The 18360-nt window shown below is 65.8% G+C and carries 14 protein-coding genes; 6 read left to right on the top strand and 8 right to left on the bottom strand.

All coding sequences use genetic code 11. From position 1 onward, the window contains the following. Positions 1 to 13: 13 nt before the first annotated feature. From BM365_RS15125 to BM365_RS15110, 4 genes are all read left to right on the top strand, one after another. The gene (locus BM365_RS15125) at positions 14 to 2035 is read left to right on the top strand and encodes a glycoside hydrolase family 97 protein (protein WP_233210824.1); all 2022 of its coding nucleotides are present in this window, start codon (positions 14 to 16) and stop codon (positions 2033 to 2035) included. A gap of 226 nt (positions 2036 to 2261) precedes the next feature. Next, positions 2262 to 3275, top strand: coding sequence for a magnesium/cobalt transporter CorA (corA, locus tag BM365_RS15120; protein WP_093490328.1), 1014 nt, complete (start codon positions 2262 to 2264; stop codon positions 3273 to 3275). Between the two features lie 112 nt (positions 3276 to 3387). Continuing rightward, positions 3388 to 5475, top strand: coding sequence for a carbon starvation CstA family protein (locus tag BM365_RS15115; RefSeq protein ID WP_093490327.1), 2088 nt, complete (start codon positions 3388 to 3390; stop codon positions 5473 to 5475). Between the two features lie 3 nt (positions 5476 to 5478). After that, complete coding sequence (locus BM365_RS15110) at positions 5479 to 5703, top strand: YbdD/YjiX family protein (protein ID WP_093490326.1); 225 nt, start codon at positions 5479 to 5481, stop codon at positions 5701 to 5703. Positions 5704 to 5842: 139 nt separating this feature from the next. Here the strand turns inward: BM365_RS15110 and BM365_RS15105 are convergent, their stop codons facing one another. From BM365_RS15105 to BM365_RS15095, 3 genes are all read right to left on the bottom strand, one after another. Further along, positions 5843 to 7102, bottom strand: a complete 1260-nt coding sequence (locus BM365_RS15105) for a DUF819 family protein (RefSeq protein WP_093490325.1) — start codon at positions 7100 to 7102, stop codon at positions 5843 to 5845. Positions 7103 to 7163: 61 nt separating this feature from the next. Then, positions 7164 to 9233 (bottom strand): alpha/beta hydrolase family protein, encoded by a 2070-nt coding sequence (locus tag BM365_RS15100; protein WP_093490324.1) that lies wholly within the window; start codon positions 9231 to 9233, stop codon positions 7164 to 7166. A 93-nt stretch (positions 9234 to 9326) separates the two neighbouring features. Continuing rightward, positions 9327 to 11312 carry an OPT family oligopeptide transporter gene (locus tag BM365_RS15095; protein WP_093490323.1) on the bottom strand — a complete coding sequence of 662 codons (1986 nt, stop codon included), beginning with the start codon at positions 11310 to 11312 and terminating at the stop codon, positions 9327 to 9329. 112 nt (positions 11313 to 11424) lie between these two features. Between BM365_RS15095 and BM365_RS15090 the strand changes: the two genes are divergently transcribed. Beyond that, positions 11425 to 13236 carry a peptide MFS transporter gene (locus BM365_RS15090; protein WP_233210823.1) on the top strand — a complete coding sequence of 604 codons (1812 nt, stop codon included), beginning with the start codon at positions 11425 to 11427 and terminating at the stop codon, positions 13234 to 13236. 46 nt (positions 13237 to 13282) lie between these two features. Here the strand turns inward: BM365_RS15090 and rfbD are convergent, their stop codons facing one another. The 5 genes from rfbD to ssb are packed head-to-tail and all read right to left on the bottom strand — an operon-like array spanning position 13283 to position 17207. Next, a complete protein-coding gene (gene rfbD / locus BM365_RS15085; RefSeq protein WP_093490322.1) occupies positions 13283 to 14170 on the bottom strand; it encodes a dTDP-4-dehydrorhamnose reductase in 888 nt (295 codons plus the stop codon). Further along, positions 14167 to 14724 carry a dTDP-4-dehydrorhamnose 3,5-epimerase gene (gene rfbC, locus BM365_RS15080; protein WP_093490321.1) on the bottom strand — a complete coding sequence of 186 codons (558 nt, stop codon included), beginning with the start codon at positions 14722 to 14724 and terminating at the stop codon, positions 14167 to 14169. Before rfbC ends, rfbD begins: the two co-directional genes overlap by 4 nt. Beyond that, positions 14721 to 15608 carry a glucose-1-phosphate thymidylyltransferase RfbA gene (rfbA, locus tag BM365_RS15075; RefSeq protein WP_093490820.1) on the bottom strand — a complete coding sequence of 296 codons (888 nt, stop codon included), beginning with the start codon at positions 15606 to 15608 and terminating at the stop codon, positions 14721 to 14723. The genes rfbC and rfbA overlap by 4 nt, the downstream gene beginning before the upstream one ends. Positions 15609 to 15618: 10 nt before the next feature. Beyond that, complete coding sequence (gene rfbB, locus BM365_RS15070) at positions 15619 to 16674, bottom strand: dTDP-glucose 4,6-dehydratase (protein WP_093490819.1); 1056 nt, start codon at positions 16672 to 16674, stop codon at positions 15619 to 15621. Between the two features lie 44 nt (positions 16675 to 16718). Beyond that, positions 16719 to 17207, bottom strand: a complete 489-nt coding sequence (gene ssb / locus BM365_RS15065) for a single-stranded DNA-binding protein (RefSeq protein WP_093490320.1) — start codon at positions 17205 to 17207, stop codon at positions 16719 to 16721. A gap of 153 nt (positions 17208 to 17360) precedes the next feature. Between ssb and BM365_RS15060 the strand changes: the two genes are divergently transcribed. After that, the gene (locus BM365_RS15060; protein ID WP_093490319.1) at positions 17361 to 18359 is read left to right on the top strand and encodes a polyprenyl synthetase family protein; all 999 of its coding nucleotides are present in this window, start codon (positions 17361 to 17363) and stop codon (positions 18357 to 18359) included. The last annotated feature ends 1 nt before the right edge of the window (position 18360 follow it).

Genomic DNA, 18360 nt, shown 5'->3' with positions numbered 1-18360 from the left:
TCGCGAGGGTCGCATGTCCCGTTTCCTCCTTCCGCTCCTCGTCCTGCTGTCCAGCGCCACCGCGCATGCCGCACCAGGGCCGCGTGTCGCCTCGCCCGACGGCTCCATCGTGGTGGAGCTGTCCACCGACAACGATGGCAGGCCCGCGTATGCCGTCTCGCGCAAAGGCCAGCCGGTCATCGCCTCGTCGCGGCTTGGCTTCCTGTTGGTGGACGCGCCCAAGTTCGAGCGCAACATCGAGATCGTCCAGCCGCGCACGCGCTCCTTCGACGAGACCTGGGAGCAGCCTTGGGGTGAGCGCCGCTTCATCCGCAACCACTACAACGAACTGACGGTCACGCTGAAGGAGAAGGCCAAGCCCTTCCGCAGCTTCGACGTGGTGTTCCGCGTGTTCGACGACGGCGTCGGCTTCCGCTACCGCTTCCCGAAGCAGCCCGGCCTGGAGCAGGTGAAGATCAGCGAGGAGCTGACCGAGTTCTCGCTGGCCCGTGACGCGACCGCGTGGTGGATTCCCGCCGGGGAATGGAACCGCGAGGAATACCTGTACCACCGCACGCCCGTGCAGCAGGTCGGCGATGCGCAGACGCCGATCACCTTCAAGTTCGAGGACGGCACCCACGTGTCGATCCACGAAGCCGCGCTGGTCGACTACAGCGGCATGAACCTGACCCGGGTCGACGGCCGCAAACTGAAGGCGGACCTGACACAGGGCATCGGCGAGGGCAAGGTCGTGCGTGCCGCGCCGTTCGATACGCCGTGGCGCACGCTGTTGCTGAGCGACGATGCCGCCGGCCTGGCGATGTCCGGCCTGACCCTCAACCTCAACGAGCCCAACGCGCTCGGCGACGTGTCCTGGGTGAAGCCGATGAAGTACGTCGGCGTGTGGTGGGAGATGCACCTGGAGCTGAAGAGCTGGGCCTCCGGCCCCAAGCACGGCGCCACCAACGAGAACGTCCGCAAGCACATCGATTTCGCCGCGAAAAACGGTTTCGGCGGCGTGCTCGTCGAAGGTTGGAACGTGGGTTGGGACGGCGACTGGTTCGGCAACGGCGAGGATTTCAGCTTCACGAAGTCGTATCCCGACTTCGACCTCGAAGCGCTCAGCCGCTACGCCCGTTCGAAGAACGTCGTGCTGATCGGCCACCACGAGACCTCGGGCAACGCCGCGCACTACGAGTCGCAACTCGATGCCGCGTTCGACCTGTACCAGCGCGTCGGCGTGCCTGCGGTGAAGACCGGCTATGTGGCCGATGCCAGTCAGGCCAAGGTCACCGGCACCGACGGCAAGCGCCACTACGCGTGGCACGAAGGCCAGGACATGGCGCGCCACCACATGAAGGTGGTGACTGAGGCGGCGAAGCGCCATATCGCCGTCAATCCGCACGAGCCGATCAAGGACAGCGGTCTGCGCCGCACCTATCCGAACTGGATCACCCGAGAAGGCGCGCGCGGCATGGAGTTCAGCGCCTGGGGCCAGCCCGGCAATCCCCCGGAGCATGAAGCCAACCTGGTGTTCACCCGCCTGCTCGCCGGACCGATGGACTACACGCCGGGCATCTTCGGCATGAAGACGCGCTCCACCGACGGCATCGCCACCACCTGGGCCAAGCAGCTCTCGCTGTATGTCGTCATCTACAGCCCGCTGCAGATGGCCGCGGATCTCCTTGAGAACTACGAGAAGAACCCGGCGCCGTTCCAGTTCATCAAGGACGTGCCGGTGGACTGGGACGACACGCGCGTGCTGAACGGTGAAGTGGGCGACTACGTGACCATTGCCCGCAAGGAGCGCGGCGGCCCCAACTGGTACCTGGGCGCGCTGACCGACGAAGACGGCCGCACGCTCAGCGTGCCGTTGTCGTTCCTCGACGAAGGCCGTCGTTACACCGCGCAGATCTATCGCGACGGCGACAAGGCGAACTGGAAGACCGCGCCGCAGGACATCGTGATCGAGGAGCGCAGCGTGACGCGCGACGACACGCTGACGCTGAAGCTGGCACCGGGTGGCGGCCAGGCGATCCGCTTCGTCGCCCAGTGAGCTGCCCCCGGCTTTCTGTAGGAGCGACGTGAGTCGCGACCGCGGAAGCGGAACACCCATAAAAACGGAAGGAGCACGGATCCTGAGGAAAGAGCCGAAGCGCCCTCCACAGGATCCGTGCGTAAGGGGCTTCCAGGCGTGTCATTCGCTTGGTCGCGACTCACGTCGCTCCTACAGGACGCGCACGGGCTTGTCGGACGCGGCTCCGTGGCGCACGATTCACGCCATGAATGATGTCGCCACCCCCGCCAAGAAACCCATCCTGCCCCAGTGCGTCATCAATTGCGTGGTCTACGACCACGGTGGCAAGCGGCGCGACATCAGCCTGGATGAGATCAGCGACGTGCTGGCCGTCGACGACGGCAGCTTCATCTGGGTGGGCCTGTACGAACCGGCGGACACCATCCTGGAGAAACTGCAGGAGGAGTTCTGCCTGCACGACCTCGCCGTCGAGGACGCGCAGAACGCGCACCAGCGTCCGAAGCTGGAGGCCTACGGCAACTCGCTGTTCGTGGCTGTGCATACCGCGCAGGTGGTGGACGACCGCATCAAGTTCGGCGAGACCCACGCCTTCCTCGGTCCGCGCTATCTGGTGACCGTGCGCCACGGCGCCTCGCTGTCGTATGCGCCGGTGCGCGAGCGCGTGCAGCGCGAACCCGAACTGCTCGCGCTCGGTCCGTCGTATGGACTCTATGCGGTGCTCGACTACATCGTCGACAACTACCGGCCGATCATCGACCAGTTCAAGCAGACGCTGGACACGCTGGAGAAGGACATCTTCGCCGACACCTATCGCCGGGTGACGGTGGTGAAGCTGTACGAACTGAAGCGCGAACTGACCCAGATGCGTCTGGCGGTGGCGCCGCTGCAGGACGTGCTGGCGCAGCTGACCCGCTCGCAGAGCACACTGATCCCCGAAGAAGTGCGGTTGTACTTCCGCGACGTGCAGGACCATGTGCTGCGCGTCAATGAATACACCGACACGCTGCGCGAAATGCTGACGACGGCGCTCAGCGTGAACCTCTCGCTGGTGACGCTGGCCCAGGGCGAGATCGTCAAACGCCTGGGTGCCTGGGCCGCACTGCTCGCCGCGCCCACCCTGATCACCAGTTGGTACGGCATGAACTTCGAGCACATGCCCGAGCTGGGCGGACGCTTCGCCTACCCCATCCTGATCGCGGGCGTGGCGCTGGCCTGCTTCGGCCTGTACCGGCTGTTCAAGCGTTCGCGCTGGCTCTGAGCGCCCTACGCCATCGGATTGCGACCAAAGTTGAAGGCTGAATCGGCCGTTACGGATTGACCGGCCTCCCGCATGGGGTGACCCTTGTCCCGACTTGTCGGAGGGTTCCCGAATGAATGGTTTTTCCAAGATCGGCTGGGCGGCGCTCGCGCTCCTCGGCGCAGGGTGTCTGGGCGTCGTGGCCTTGCGCCAGGGCGAGCAGATCAGCGCGCTGTGGATCGTCGTGGCGGCGGTGTCCATCTACCTGGTGGCGTACCGCTACTACAGCCTGTACATCGCGAAGAACGTGATGGGGCTGGACCCGACCCGCGCGACCCCCGCGCACATCAACAACGATGGCCTGGACTACGTGCCCACCAACAAGCACGTGTTGTTCGGCCACCACTTCGCCGCCATCGCCGGCGCCGGCCCGCTGGTGGGCCCGGTGCTCGCGGCGCAGATGGGCTACCTGCCCGGCATGCTCTGGCTGATCGCCGGCGTGGTGCTCGCGGGCGCGGTGCAGGATTTCATGGTCCTGTTCATCTCCAGCCGCCGCAACGGCCGCTCGCTGGGTGATCTGGTCCGCGAGGAAATGGGCCAGGTGGCCGGCACCATCGCGCTGTTCGGCGCGTTCCTGATCATGATCATCATCCTGGCGGTGCTGGCGATGATCGTGGTGAAGGCGCTGGCTGAAAGCCCGTGGGGTATGTTCACGGTGATCGCCACGATGCCCATCGCGATCTTCATGGGCATCTACATGCGCTACATCCGCCCCGGCAAGATCGGAGAGATCTCGGTGGTCGGCATCATCCTGTTGCTGCTGGCCATCTGGTTCGGCGGCAAGGTCGGCGCGCATCCCACGTGGGGCCCGGCGTTCACCTTCACCGGCACCCAGATCACCTGGATGCTGATCGGCTACGGTTTCGTCGCCGCCGTGCTGCCCGTGTGGCTGCTGCTGGCGCCGCGCGACTACCTGTCGACCTTCCTCAAGATTGGCGTGATCGTCGCGCTGGCCATCGGCATCGTCATCGCCAGCCCGGAAGTGACCTCGCTGAAGATGCCGGCGCTGACCCAATTCGCCAGCACCGGCGACGGTCCGGTGTGGAAGGGCGGCTTGTTCCCGTTCCTCTTCATCACCATCGCCTGCGGTGCGGTCTCGGGCTTCCATGCGCTGATCAGCTCGGGCACCTCGCCCAAGCTGCTGGCCAATGAAACCCACACCCGCTACATCGGCTACGGCGGCATGCTGATGGAATCGTTCGTCGCCATCATGGCGTTGGTCGCGGCCTCGATCATCGAGCCCGGCGTCTACTTCGCCATGAACAGCCCCGCCGCCGCCATCGGCACCAGCGCGGTCGACGTGGCTGCGAAGGTCAGCAGTTGGGGCTTCGTGGTGACGCCGGAAATGCTGACGCAGACGGCGCACAACATCGGCGAAAGCACGATCATCTCGCGCGCCGGTGGCGCACCGACGCTGGCCGTGGGTATCGCCGTGATCCTGCACGACGCACTGCCGGGCGGCGACGCGATGATGGCCTTCTGGTATCACTTCGCCATCCTGTTCGAAGCGCTCTTCATCCTGACCGCAGTGGATGCGGGCACGCGTGCCGGCCGCTTCATGCTGCAGGACCTGCTGGGCAACTTCATCCCGCCGCTGCGCAAGACGGATTCCTGGGGCGCGAACGTCATCGGCACCGCCGGCTGCGTCGCGCTGTGGGGTTACTTCCTGTACCAGGGCGTGGTCGATCCGCTGGGCGGCATCAACACGCTATGGCCGCTGTTCGGCATCGCCAACCAGATGCTTGCCGGCATCGCGCTGATGCTGTGCACGGTGGTGCTGTTCAAGATGAAGCGCGACCGCTACGCCTGGGTCACCGTCGTCCCGGCGATCTGGCTGCTGATCTGCACGACCTACGCGGGCCTTATCAAGATCTTCGACAGCAACCCGGCGGTCGGCTTCGTCGCCCAGGCGAAGAAGTACCAGGCCTCCATCGCCGACGGCCAGCTGCTCGGCGCGGCCAAGAGCATGAGCCAGATGCACCAGGTGGTGATCAACAGCTACGTCAACACCGGCCTGACCGTCCTGTTCCTGTTCGTGGTGTTCAGCGTGCTGCTGTATGCGGTCAAGGCGATCCTGAAGGCGCGCGCCAGCAGCGTGCGTACCGATCGCGAGTCACCGTACGTCGCGCTGACCGACGAACAGCAGAAGGCCTGGCTGTAAGCCATGGGCACGGAACTCGTTCCGCTCTCGCACTTCGCCACGCACAAGCGTGTGTGGCGGAGGCTGGTGCAGACCGCGCGCCTGTGCTGCGGCATTCCGGACTACGACAACTACGTCCGGCATGTGCTGGAGAAGCACCCGGACCGCGAGCCGATGGACTACAAGACGTTCTTCCGCGAGCGGCAGGAAGCGCGGTTCGGCGGCAGGAGCGGGTTCCGCTGTTGCTGATCGATTCCGTCAGGCAAACAAAAAGGGCGAAGCCGGTAGCTTCGCCCTTTTTCGTTCCGGCTTTCCTGTAGGAGCGACGTAAGTCGCGACGTTGATGTTCCCGGTCGCGACTTACGTCGCTCCTACAGTGGAGTCCGTATCAACCCTGCCCCGCCATCGCGCGCAGGCCAACGCCGACCGCGTACGCCGCCACCGTGCCGGTGGCATAGCCCAGCGCACCCAGCAACGCGCCGACCGGCGCGAGCGAGGGATGGAACACCGAGGCCACCACCGGCGCCGATGCCGGCCCGCCGATATTGCTCTGCGAGCCCATCGCGAAATAGAAGAACGGCACACGCAGCAGCTTGCCCAGCAGTGCCAGCAGCACGATGTGCACCAGGATCCAGATCACGCCCAATGCCAGCAGCCACGGCTTGTCGGCCAGCGAGCCGATATCCATCTGCATGCCGATGCAGGCGATGAGGATGTACAGGAACAGCGCACCGATCTTCGACGCGCCCGCACCGTCCAACTCGCGCGCACGGGTCAGGCTCAGGCCCAAGCCGATCAGCGTCGACAGCACGACCACCCAGACGAACGGCTCGTGCAGGCTCACCTGCTTCGCCCATGCGAAGCCGCCAAACCAGGCCGACGCCGGTCCGGCAACGGCGTGCGCGAGACCGACCGTACCGAAGGCGATCGCCAGGATCACCATCAGGTCCGTCAACGTGGTGACCCGCTCGTGCTGCTTCTGATAGGACGCCAGGCGTTCCTTGAGTTCCTCGATCGCGCGCGTATCGGCGCCCGTATGCGCATCGATGGCCTTCGCACGGTTCGCCAGGAAGATCAACACGGCCATCCAGACATAGCCGACCGCGACGTCGATGACGACGAACTGGCCGAACGTGGTCTCGTCGACCTGGAAGACCTCCTTCATCGCCACCATGTTCGCGCCGCCGCCGATCCAGCTACCCGCCAGCGCGGCCATGCCGCCCCAGGTATCACCGGCCACGGTTTCCGGATGCACCGCATCCATCACGCCGAACGCCACGAATGCACCGATCATCACGCTGGCCGATGCCGCCGCATACATCACCAGCAGCTTGGGACCCAGTTTCAGCACGCCCTTCAGGTCGATGGTCAATGTCAGCAACACCAATGCCGCCGGCAGCAGCACGCGGCTCGCGACCGGGTTGTAGAGCTTGCTGGCGGCGCCGTCGATCAGGCCGACGCTGTTGAAAATGCCGGGAATGAAGTAGCACAGCAGCAGCGCGGGCACGTAGGTGTAGAACTTCTTGAAGAAGCCCGTCTCGCGCGAAGACGTCCAGAACACCACGCCCAGCGTGGCGGCGATCAGGCCGAACAGGACGATGTCATTCTGGATGAGCGCAGTGGAAGGTTCGGTGGCTTCGATCGCCATCGGTGGGTTCTCCTTCAGTCAAAGAGAAAGGGCCGGCATGACCGGCCCTTTCGAGAAAGCGTCAGCGGCCGATGTGCTGCTTCAGCCACGCATTGACGGTGTCGTGCCACAGGATGCTGTTCTGCGGCTTGAGCACCCAGTGGTTCTCGTCCGGGAAGTACAGCAGCTTGGATTCGATGCCCTTGCGCTGCAGCGCGGTGAACGTGGACAGGCCCTGATCCACCGGCACGCGGTAGTCTTTCTCGCCCTGCACCACCAACATCGGCACGCGCCACTTGGCGATGTGGTTGACCGGGTTGAATTTCTCGATGTTCTTCGGCACGTCGTAAGGAGTGCCGCCGTTCTCCCACTCGGTGAACCACAGCTCCTCGGTGACGTAGGCCATCGAGCGGATGTCGAACACGCCGTCGTGGTTGACCAGGCACTTCCACGGCTCGTTCCAGTTGCCGGCGATCCAGTTGATCATGTAGCCGCCGTAGCTGGCGCCCAGCGCGCACGCGTTCTTGCCGTCGAGGAAGGCGTACTGCTTCTGCGCCGCCGCCCACCCCTTCTGCAGGTCTTCCAGCGGGCGGTCGCCCCAGTGCTGGCTGATCGCGTCGGTGAAGGCCTGGCCGTAACCGGTCGAGCCGTGGAAATCGATCATCACCACCGCGTAGCCCTGGCCAGCGTAGGTCTGCGGGTTCCAGCGATAGCTCCAACCGTTGCCGAAGCTGCCCTGCGGGCCGCCGTGGATCAGGAACGCCACCGGGTATTTCTTGCCTTCCACGTAGTCGTGCGGCTTGACCACGTAACCGTGCACGGTCTCGTTGTTCCAGCCCTTGAAGTTGAACTGTTCGAAGTCGCCGAACGAGACGTCCTTCAGGACCTCATCGGCGCTGGGCGTGATCGCGCGCAACGTGGTGCCGACGTCATCGCTGGTGGCGTAGATCACGTCGCCGGACTTCAAGGTGTTGCGCGACAACACCAGCGTCTTGCCGACCATGTCGAACGCCGAAACGCTACCGTCGCCGACGATCTTGCGGGCCTGACCGCTCTGGATATCCACCGAGAACAAGGGGTGCTCGCCGATGTCCTGCGCGGTGGTATAGATCCGTTGACCGTCTTCCGAGAGCACGATGCTGTCGGCGCTGCGATCCCAGTTCGGTGCGATCTCGCGGACTTTCCCGTTGTCCAGGTCCATCGACATCAGGCCGTAGCGGTCGGCTTCGAAACCCGGGCGCTTCATCGCGCGGTAGAACAACGTCTTGCCGTCCGCACTGAACACCGGGCCGGTGTCCCACGCAGGGTTGGCGGCAGTCAGGTTGACGGGCGCGCTGCCGCCGTCGGCGGCGATCTTGTACAGGTCGAAGTTGGTCGACCACGCCTCGCCCTTGTCGGCGACGCGCACCGATGCCACCACCGAGGCGCCGTCCGGCGACCAGGTGTACTCATCGGCGCCCCCGAACGGCTTGGACGGCGCGTCGCCATCCAATCGGTCCGTCAACGACGTGGCCGTGCTCACGGCCTTGGCCTTGGCACCCGGCAGCGCCGCCACGAACAGGCGGCTGCGGCGGCCGTCGGCCCAGGTATCCCAATGGCGGACGAACAGGCCGTCGTAGACCACGCCGGTGCTCTTCTTCGCCGCAGTGGCGTCGAGCTTCTTCTGCGTGCAGGCGAAGTCCGCCTTGCAGTCGGCGAAGGTGTCGGCGCTGAACAGCACGCGCGTGCCGTCCGGCGACAGCTTGTAGCTGGCGATGTCCAGCGCGAACGCCGTCAGCTGGCGCGGCGTGCCGCCGGCCAGCGGCAACGCGTAGAGCTGCTGGATGCCCGACTTGCCGCTGAGGAAGTAGACCGTCTTGCCATCGGGCGAGAACGCGGGCGAATTGACGTTCCAGCCTTCGGGCGTCAGGCGCTTGGGCGGGCCCATGTCGCGCGTCAGCAGGTTGCGGAACCACAGGCTGCTGCTGCCCTTGGTCACGTCGGCATCGACCACGCGCTTGGCGAACAGCACGGTGCTGCCGTCCGGCGACAACACGGGCGAGGCAACGCGATCCAGCTTCTGCAGGTCGCGCACGTCGAGGCCGCGCGCAGCGGCCAGCGACGGCAGCGCCACCAGCAGGCAGAAGGGCAACAGGGCGGATTTGAGCTTCATCCGGGGCTCCGGCAACAGGGAAACCCCGATGTTAGGCGCTAAGCGCGCCGCGGCGCAAAGGCGTGAAGTCACGCCCTTGCGCCGTGTATTGGCTTAACGGGGGCCGGGTTCGGCGTCGCCCAGCGCCTTCGACTTGGCGCCGGTGCGGTAGAGCAGCCAGCCCACGATCGCCAGGATCACCAGGCCGACGATCTCGCCCTGCTGGAAGGCTTCCGGCAGCACCAGCACGTCGCGATCCTTGGACACGTAGATGGCGATGCCGACCGCGATGCCCATCAGCGCTTCACCAGTGATCAGGCCCGCGGCGAACAAGGTGCCGGGACGGTGGATGCGGTCGCGCGCCTCCTCGTCCTTCGTGCCGACCATGCCGTGGCGCTTCTCGACCAGGTAGGCGAGCAGGCCGCCGAGGAAGATCGGCACCATCAGCTCCAGCGGCAGATAGATGCCGATCGCGGCAGCCAATACCGGCACGCGGAAGCTGCTTCCCTTGGCTTTCAGCGTCTCGTCGACGGCGATGATGATCGCGCCGATGATCGCGCCGATGCCGATGACGCCCCACGGCAGTTCGCCCCCGAACAAGCCCTTGGCGACCGACGCCATCAGCGTGGCCTGCGGGGCGGAAAGCGGATTCGGATGCTCGGCCGTCGGTGCACCGATGCCGTAGGCTTCGGACAGGATGTTCAGCACCGGCGCCATGATCAGCGCGCAGGAGAATGCGCCGATGCCCAGCATCAGCTGCTGCTTCCACGGGGTCGCACCGACCAGGTAACCGGCCTTGAGGTCCTGCAGGTTGTCGCCACCCACGGCCGCCGCGCAGCACACCACCGCGCCGATCATGATCGCGGCCACGGCGCCCAACGGCGCCCCGCCGGAACCGACCGCCATGCGGCCGCTCTCGCCGAGCAGCAACAGCAGCACGACGGAGGCGAACAGGATGGTAGCGATGGTGATGCCCGACACCGGGTTGTTCGACGAACCGACCAGGCCGGCCAGGTAGGCCGATACGGACACGAACAGGAAGCCGGCCACGATCATGATGATCGCCATCGGGATGCTGACGTGCCACACGCCGACGATGGCTTGGTACAGCAGCAGCAGCGGCAGCACGAAGACCACCAGCGCCACCAGCATCCACTTCATCGGCAGGTCGCGCTCGGTCTCGGCGACATCGGCGCCACCGGAACCGGCGCGCGCGGCGGCGATGCCGCTCTTCACGCCCGACAGCAGCGACTTGCGCAGCGAGAACAACGTCCACACGCCGCCGATCAGCATCGCGCCCACGCCCAGGTAGCGGATCTTCGCCGACCAGATGGCACCGGCCACATCTTCGGCACCTGCGCCTGCAACGCTCTGCGCCAGCGCAGGATCGGTACCCATGAAGAACATGTGGTACAGCGGGATGGCGATGTGCCAGGACAGGATGCTGCCCGACAGCACCACGATGCCGATGTTCAGGCCCACGATGTAGCCCACGCCCAGCAATGCCGGCGACAGGTTGGTGCCCATGTAACCGAGGTACTTGCCGAAGAAGCCTGCGCCCGCGGCGGTGTCGGGGATCAGGCGCATGCCGCTGTGCGCGGCGACCTTCAACACGGCGCCGATGGCGGCGGAGAACGCCAGGATCTTCAGGCCAGGGCCCGGATTCTCACCGGCCTTGAGCACTTCGGCCGCGGCCTTGCCTTCGGGGAACGGTAGCGGCTCCTCGACAATCATCGAGCGGCGCAGCGGTACCGAGAACAGCACGCCCAGCAGGCCGCCCAGGCCGGCGATTGCGAGCACCCAGGAGTACTGGAAGTCCTGCCAGTAGCCCAGGATGATCAGCGCGGGAATCGTGAAGATCACACCGGCCGCGATCGACGAACCGGCGGAGGCGCCGGTCTGCACGATGTTGTTCTCCAGGATCGTGCCGCCGCCCAGCAGGCGCAGCACGCCCATCGAAACGACGGCCGCCGGGATGGCGGTGGCCACGGTCAGGCCGGCGAACAGGCCCAGGTAGGCGTTGGCGGCCGACAGCACGACGGCCAGCACGATGGCCAGCACCACGGCGCGGAAGGTAAGTTGCGGGGTCCCCGAGCTCATTGCATGTTCCCGAATTGCGGAAAGCCGACACGCTAGCGTCCGCTGCCCGGCAAGTCCAGCCGGAACGGGCGCCGTCGCTATACTCGCCCCGGAATCCCCGCCGGAGCGGCCCTTGCCCCCCCTCGCCCCCGCGGCTACCGGCCGCGACGACTTCCTGGGTCATCCCAAGGGGGTCTACGTCTGCTTCTTCACCGAGATGTGGGAGCGCTTCTCCTTCTACGGGATGAAGGCGCTGTTGCTGCTGTACCTGACCAAGTACCACCTGTTCGCGGACGGCGCGGGCTACGACCTCATCGGGGCCTACGGCGGACTGGTCTACTGCGTGCCGGTGATCGGCGGCGTGCTGGCCGACCGCTGGCTGGGCATGCGCAAGGCGGTGGTCTTCGGCGGGTTGCTGCTGGTGGCCGGCCATGCGGGCATGGCGCTGGAAGGCTCGGCGGCGACCATGGACGCTGGCGTGGTCACGCGCGATGAAGGCGCGCTGCGCACGATGTACGTGTCGCTCGCGCTGATCGTGATGGGCGTGGGTTTCCTGAAGCCCAACATCACCGGCATCGTCGGCCGCCTGTATCCGGCGGGCGATCCGCGCCGTGATGGCGGCTTCAGCCTTTTTTACGCCGGCATCAATCTCGGCGCCCTGCTCGCCTCGCTGGTGTGCGGCTATCTCGGCGAGACGCTGGGCTGGAAGTACGGTTTCGGCGCCGCCGGCATCGGCATGCTGCTGGGCCTGGCGATGTTCCTCTGGGGCCAGCGCTACCTGCAGGGCCACGCCGAACCGCCTTCGCCCGCGGCGCTCCGCGCACCGATGTTGGGTATCCCTCGGGAATGGCTGATCTACGCCGGCGCCGCACTGGGTGTGCTGCCCGTGGCGTGGCTGATGTGGGCGGCGGCCAACGGCGCGTTCGCGCTGGGCGGCGAATTCTCGCTCGCACTCGCGCTGATGCTGCTGGTGCTGGCCACGGTGCTGGCGTGGTTCCTCTGGTTCATCACCACGCAGTGCACACCGGTGCAGCGTCGCCAGATGCTGGCGCTAATGGCGCTGATCTTCATGTGCCTGGTGTTCTTCACCCTGTACGAGCAGACGTACGGCTCGTGGGTGATGTTCACCGACCGGATGCTGACGAAAGACCTGTTCCCGTCGCTGGTACAGCCGGCATCGGTAGTGGTCTGGTCGGATAGCGTTACCGCGAACATCGCGCTTTTCCTCGGCAGCGCGCCGTGGTCCACCTGGGCGCTGGTGGCGATGCCGCTGTCGTTCGTGATCGCGTCGCGCTGGTCGGAGCGGAGCACGCGCACGGGGCCGCCGCGCGCCTTGTTCCTCGGCACGGCCGCGCTGATGGTGGTGCTGGTACTGCGTGATTCGTTGGTGCTGCCGCAGACCGCCGGCTCGCTGACCTACCTGGGCGCGATGTTCCTGGTGGTGCTGGCGCCCGTGTTCGCGTGGCTGTGGGCCACGCTGGGCCGGCGCGGCCTCGATCCGTCCAAGCCGGTGAAAGGCGCGCTTGGTCTCTTGTTCGGGGGTCTGTCCTTCATCCCGCTGGCGCTCGCGGCGCAACAGGTAGGCGATACCGGTGTGATCGCGAGCGTGTGGTGGCTGGTGCTGGCCTACCTGCTGCTCGAGATCGGCGAAATGTGCCTGGCCCCCGTCAGCCTGGCCGCCGTCACCGAACTGTCGGTGCCGCGGGTGGTGAGCTCGATGATGGGCATGTGGCTGCTGGCGACCGCATTCTCGGAAACGCTTGCCGCGCAGTTCGGCAAACTTGCAGCGATGGATATTCCAGACGACGGCACGCTCGATATCGCGCACGCGGCCACCGGCTTCGCCGACCTGTTCTGGCTGATGATGTGGATCGGCCTGGGATGCGCCGCGATCGCCCTGCTGGCTTCACCGTGGTTGCGGCGGGCGATGCGCACGACGGACTGAACGCGTTACTCAAACGATGTGCGGCTAACCCCGGAATGAAATGGAATCAGTCGCCGAACACCCGCTGCAAGCCGACGCGCCACTCGGGCAGCGGATGTCCAAGCACGGCTTCCAGCTTGCCGATGTCGAGACGGGAGTAGCCAGGACGACGGGCACGCGTGGAGTAGTCGGATGTGGCGATAGGGAGCACTTTGGGCGCGCGCGCGATTAGCCCGCGTGTCGCAGCTTCCTCGAAGATGGCTTCTGCGAATCCATGCCAGCTCGTTTCGCCACGAGGCGTCAGGTGGAATGTCCCCGACGGAGCGTCCTGCTTGCGAAGCAGTTCCGCCGTCACGTCCGCGATCAGTGCCGCCGGCGTAGGCGTACCCACCTGGTCCGCGACAACGCGCACCTCGTCGCGATCCGCGCCGAGCCGCAGCATCGTCTTCATGAAGTTATGGCCGTGTTTGCCATACACCCACGCGGTGCGCAGGATCAGATGGCGACCGCCGGCCGACCGGATCGCATCTTCGCCAGCCAGCTTGCTGGCGCCGTAGACGCCCAGGGGCGCGGTCGGGTCGTCCTCGCGATAGGCGCGCGCGCCCTGGCCATCGAAGACGTAGTCGGTCGAGTAATGCACGAATGGAATGCCCCGCGCGGCGCTGGCCCGTGCCAGTACGCCCGGCGCTTCGGCATTGGCGCGAAAGGCCGCGTCGGCGTCATCCTCGGCCTTGTCGACGGCGGTGTAGGCGGCCGCATTGACGATCGCGCTCGGCGCCACGCGCTGGACCAGATCGTCCAGGGACGCGAGATCGTCGAAATCGGCCACTTCACAACGCACGCCATCGGGAAGTTCACCGGATCGCGTGGTCACGACGACTTCGCCCATCGGCGCCAGGCTGCGTCTCAACTCATGCCCGACTTGGCCGTTGCCGCCCAGTATCAGGACCTTCATGGCGTGTACGTCGGCAGTCGCTCCGGCACCACGTCCGCCAGCAGCGGCGCGATGGCGTCCTTGGCCGACAATTGCGGATCGGTCACGGGCCAGTCGATGCCGATGGCCGGATCGTCCCAGCGTACGCCTGCGTCCGCCGCTCTGTCGTAGACCGCCGTGCACAGGTAGCTGAACACCGCGCGCTCGGAGACGACCGCGAACCCATGCGCGAATCCCTCCGGAATCCAGAACTGTCGCTTGTTCTCGGCGCTGAGCATGACGGCAGCCCACCGCCCGAAGGTCGGCGATCCACGGCGGATATCGACGGCGACGTCGTATACCTCGCCCTCCAGCACGCTGACCAACTTGCCTTGCGGATTCGGCCACTGGTAATGGAGGCCACGCACGACGCCGCGCACGGAGGCAGACACGTTGCTCTGGACAACCGTGAAATGGAGCCCATGATGGGCATAGCGATCGGCATTCCAGCTTTCGAAGAAGAAACCCCGCTCGTCGTCGAAGACGGCAGGCTCCACGACGACGCACCCCTGCAATGGCGTCTGGATGACCTTCACCGCACGACCCCGCGCGCGACCAGCGACATCAGGTACTGCCCATAACCACTCTTGATCAACGGAGCCGCCAGCTTCTCGACCTGGGCGGCGTCGATCCAGCCGTTTCCGAACGCGATTTCTTCCGGACAGCACACGCGCAAGCCTTGCCGCGCTTCGATCGTCTCGATGAAGTTGGATGCTTCCAGCAGCGCTTGGTGCGTGCCGGTGTCCAGCCATGCATGCCCACGCCCAAGGGGCTGCAGGTGCAATGCACCCTGCTCAAGATAACGGCGATTGAGATCGGTGATCTCCAGTTCGCCACGCGCCGAGGGCTTCAGCTCGGCAGCGTACTCGCTGGCCCGGCCATCATAGAAGTACAAGCCAGTGACGGCGTAGTTGGAGCGCGGCGAGATCGGTTTTTCCTCGATCCCGATCACGCGCCCTCCCTGGTCGAACTCGGCCACCCCGTAGCGTTCCGGATCATTGACCCAGTACCCGAAAACCGTGGCGCCCTCTTCGCGCGCGTTCGCCCGGCGGAGCATCTCGGTGAATCCATGCCCGTAGAAGATGTTGTCGCCCAGCACCAGGCAGCTCGGCTTTCCACCGACAAACTCCTTGCCGATCAGGTAGGCCTGCGCCAACCCATCCGGACTCGGCTGCACTGCGTACTGGATATCCATGCCCCACTGGGAGCCATCGCCCAACATCGCCTTGAACAACGCCTGCTCGTGCGGCGTGTTGATGACCAGCACCTCACGTATCCCCGCCAGCATCAGCACGCTAAGCGGGTAATAGATCATCGGCTTGTCGTAGACCGGCAGCAGTTGTTTGCTGATCGCCCGCGTCAGCGGATAAAGGCGAGTACCCGAGCCGCCCGCGAGGATGATGCCCTTGCGCGTTCCCATCGTTCCCATGTCAAAACGCCTTGCCGATACGTTCGAGGCGGTAGCTGCCATCCAGCACGCGCGTCGTCCAGGCTTGATTGGCCAAGTACCAATCCACCGTTTCCACGATACCTTCCCCGAAGGTGTATTCGGGCTCCCAGCCCAATTCGTCGCGCAGCTTGGACGCATCGATCGCATAGCGGCGGTCATGGCCCGGGCGATCCGTCACGAAGATGATCTGGCTGCTCCGCGGTTTCCCGTCGGTGCGCGGCACCCGTGCATCGAGCAGTGCGCAGATGGCGTGGACTACGTCGAGGTTCTGCATTTCGGCGTTGCCACCGATATTGTACGTCTCCCCCACGCGCCCCTTCTCCAGGACGGTAAAAATGGCCTCACAATGGTCGCCGACGAAAAGCCAGTCGCGGACATTCCGGCCATCTCCGTACACCGGCAGCGGCTCTTCGGCGAGCGCACGCGCGATGATCAGCGGGATCAGCTTTTCGGGAAACTGGTACGGGCCATAGTTGTTCGAGCAGTGAGTCGTCAGGACCGGCAGGCCGAACGTGTGATGGAAGGCGCGCACCAGATGATCCGATGCCGCCTTCGATGCGGAGTACGGCGAGTTGGGCGCGTAGGCCGTGACCTCCGTGAACGCACCGGTCTCGCCCAGCGAGCCGTAAACCTCGTCCGTCGACACGTGCAGGAAGCGGAACCGATCGCGCGCGCCGTGTTCGAGGTCCTTCACGTGATCGCGGACGCATTCAAGCAATCCGAGCGTACCCACCACATTCGTCTGGACGAACGCGGCCGGTCCGTCAATGGAACGATCGACATGGCTCTCCGCAGCAAAATTGACCACAGCATCCGGCCGGTGCTCGGCCAAGAGTCGCGCGACGAGCGCGCGGTCACCGATGTCGCCCTCCACGAACACGTGCGACGGGTCGTCCTTGATCGACGCCAGCGTGTCCACGTTGCCGGCATAGGTAAGAAGATCCAGGTTGACCACCTTCACTCCGCGCGCGACCGCACGCAGGACGAAGTTACCCCCGATGAATCCGGCTCCGCCGGTAACAAGCCATGTCGGCACGCACAACTCCTGCTGGATCGGTCACGACCGCGAAGAGCGCGAGATCAGAACGGAATGTCGTCGTCCGCGAAATCGTCCATCGGCGGTGCCTGTTGTGCGGCCGGCGCCTGGCGACGCTGCGACTGGCCACCGCCCTGGTTTCCGTAGTCCTGGCGCGGTGCGCGGGCCGGGCGGTCACCGCCGCCACCGCCACCGCCCTCACGGCCGCCCAGCATCTGCATCTCGTCGGCGATGATGTCGGTGGAGTACTTTTCCTGACCGTCCTGGCCGGTGTACTTGTCGTAGCGGAGCGAGCCCTCGACGTACACCGAGCTGCCCTTGCGCAGGTATTCGCCGGCGATCTCGCCGAGCTTGCCGAAGAACACCACGCGGTGCCATTCGGTGCGCTCCTGCTGGTTGCCGTCCTTGTCCTTGCGCACGCTGGTGGTCGCCAGGCTGATGCGGGTGATCGCCATGCCGCCCTGGGTGTAGCGGGTTTCGGGGTCGTTGCCGAGGTTGCCGACCAGGATGACTTTATTGATGCCGCGGGCCATATCGATATCCGTTCAGGGATGCCCGCCGAGCGCGGGCAAAGACCAGTGGAGTATACCCGGCAGGCCCCCACCGTCGGCCGCCGCCGCAGTCCTGCGTAGGAAATCCCCGCCATGTAACGCCTATAATTCAGCCACTTCCCGAATCCTGTCCCCATGGCCGTCGTCGAATCCCCCCGCCCCGCGCTCGGCCTGGCCGACATCCAGTCGCTCGCCCGCGCCGACATGGGAGCGGTCGACGCCCTGATCCGGGCCCGCCTGGCGTCCGATGTCGTCCTGATCAACCAGATCGCCGACCACATCATTTCGGCGGGCGGCAAGCGTTTGCGGCCCATGTTGGTGGTCCTGGCCGGGCTGGCCTGCGGTCCCAGCACGCCGGATCACCACCAGTTGGCGGCCATCGTCGAGTTCATCCACACCTCCACCTTGCTGCACGACGACGTGGTGGACGAATCCGACCTGCGTCGCGGCCGCAGCACGGCGAACGCCCTGTGGGGCAACGCGCCGAGCGTGCTGGTCGGCGATTTCCTGTACTCGCGCAGTTTCCAGCTGATGGTGGAACTGGACCGCATGGACGTGATGCGCCTGCTGGCCGACACGACCAACCGGATCGCCGAAGGCGAAGTGCTGCAGCTCCTGCACGTCCACAACCCTGACACCGACGAAGCCGCCTACCTGCGCGTGATCGAGCGCAAGACGGCCGTCCTGTTCGCGGCGGGCACGCAGCTCGGCGCACTGGCGTCCGGCGCCGACGCCGCCACGCAACGCCGCCTCTACGACTACGGCATGGCCCTGGGCTATGCCTTCCAGATCGCCGACGATGTGCTCGACTACACCGCCGATGCGGAGGCGCTGGGCAAGAACCTGGGCGATGACCTGGCCGAGGGCAAGGCGACCCTGCCGCTGATCCATGCCATCCGCCACTCGGATGCCGCCACGGCAAACCGTTTGCGCGCGATCGTGCAGGCCGGCGAAGCGGATGCGATGCCCGAGGTGCTGGCGGCGATCCGTGCGACCGGCGGGCTGGACTACAGCCGCGAGCGCGCGCACCACTACGCGACACTGGCCGAGCAGGTGCTCGACGACCTGCCGGCCTCCGATGCGCTGGCCGCACTCCGCGGCCTCGCACGCTACGCGGTCGAACGCGGGCACTGAG

It is taken from the genome of Pseudoxanthomonas sp. YR558 (assembly GCF_900116385.1).
Lineage (GTDB): Bacteria > Pseudomonadota > Gammaproteobacteria > Xanthomonadales > Xanthomonadaceae > Pseudoxanthomonas_A.
Note: the sequence above shows the minus strand (reverse complement) of the source record. Positions and strands in the feature narration are given on the sequence as shown.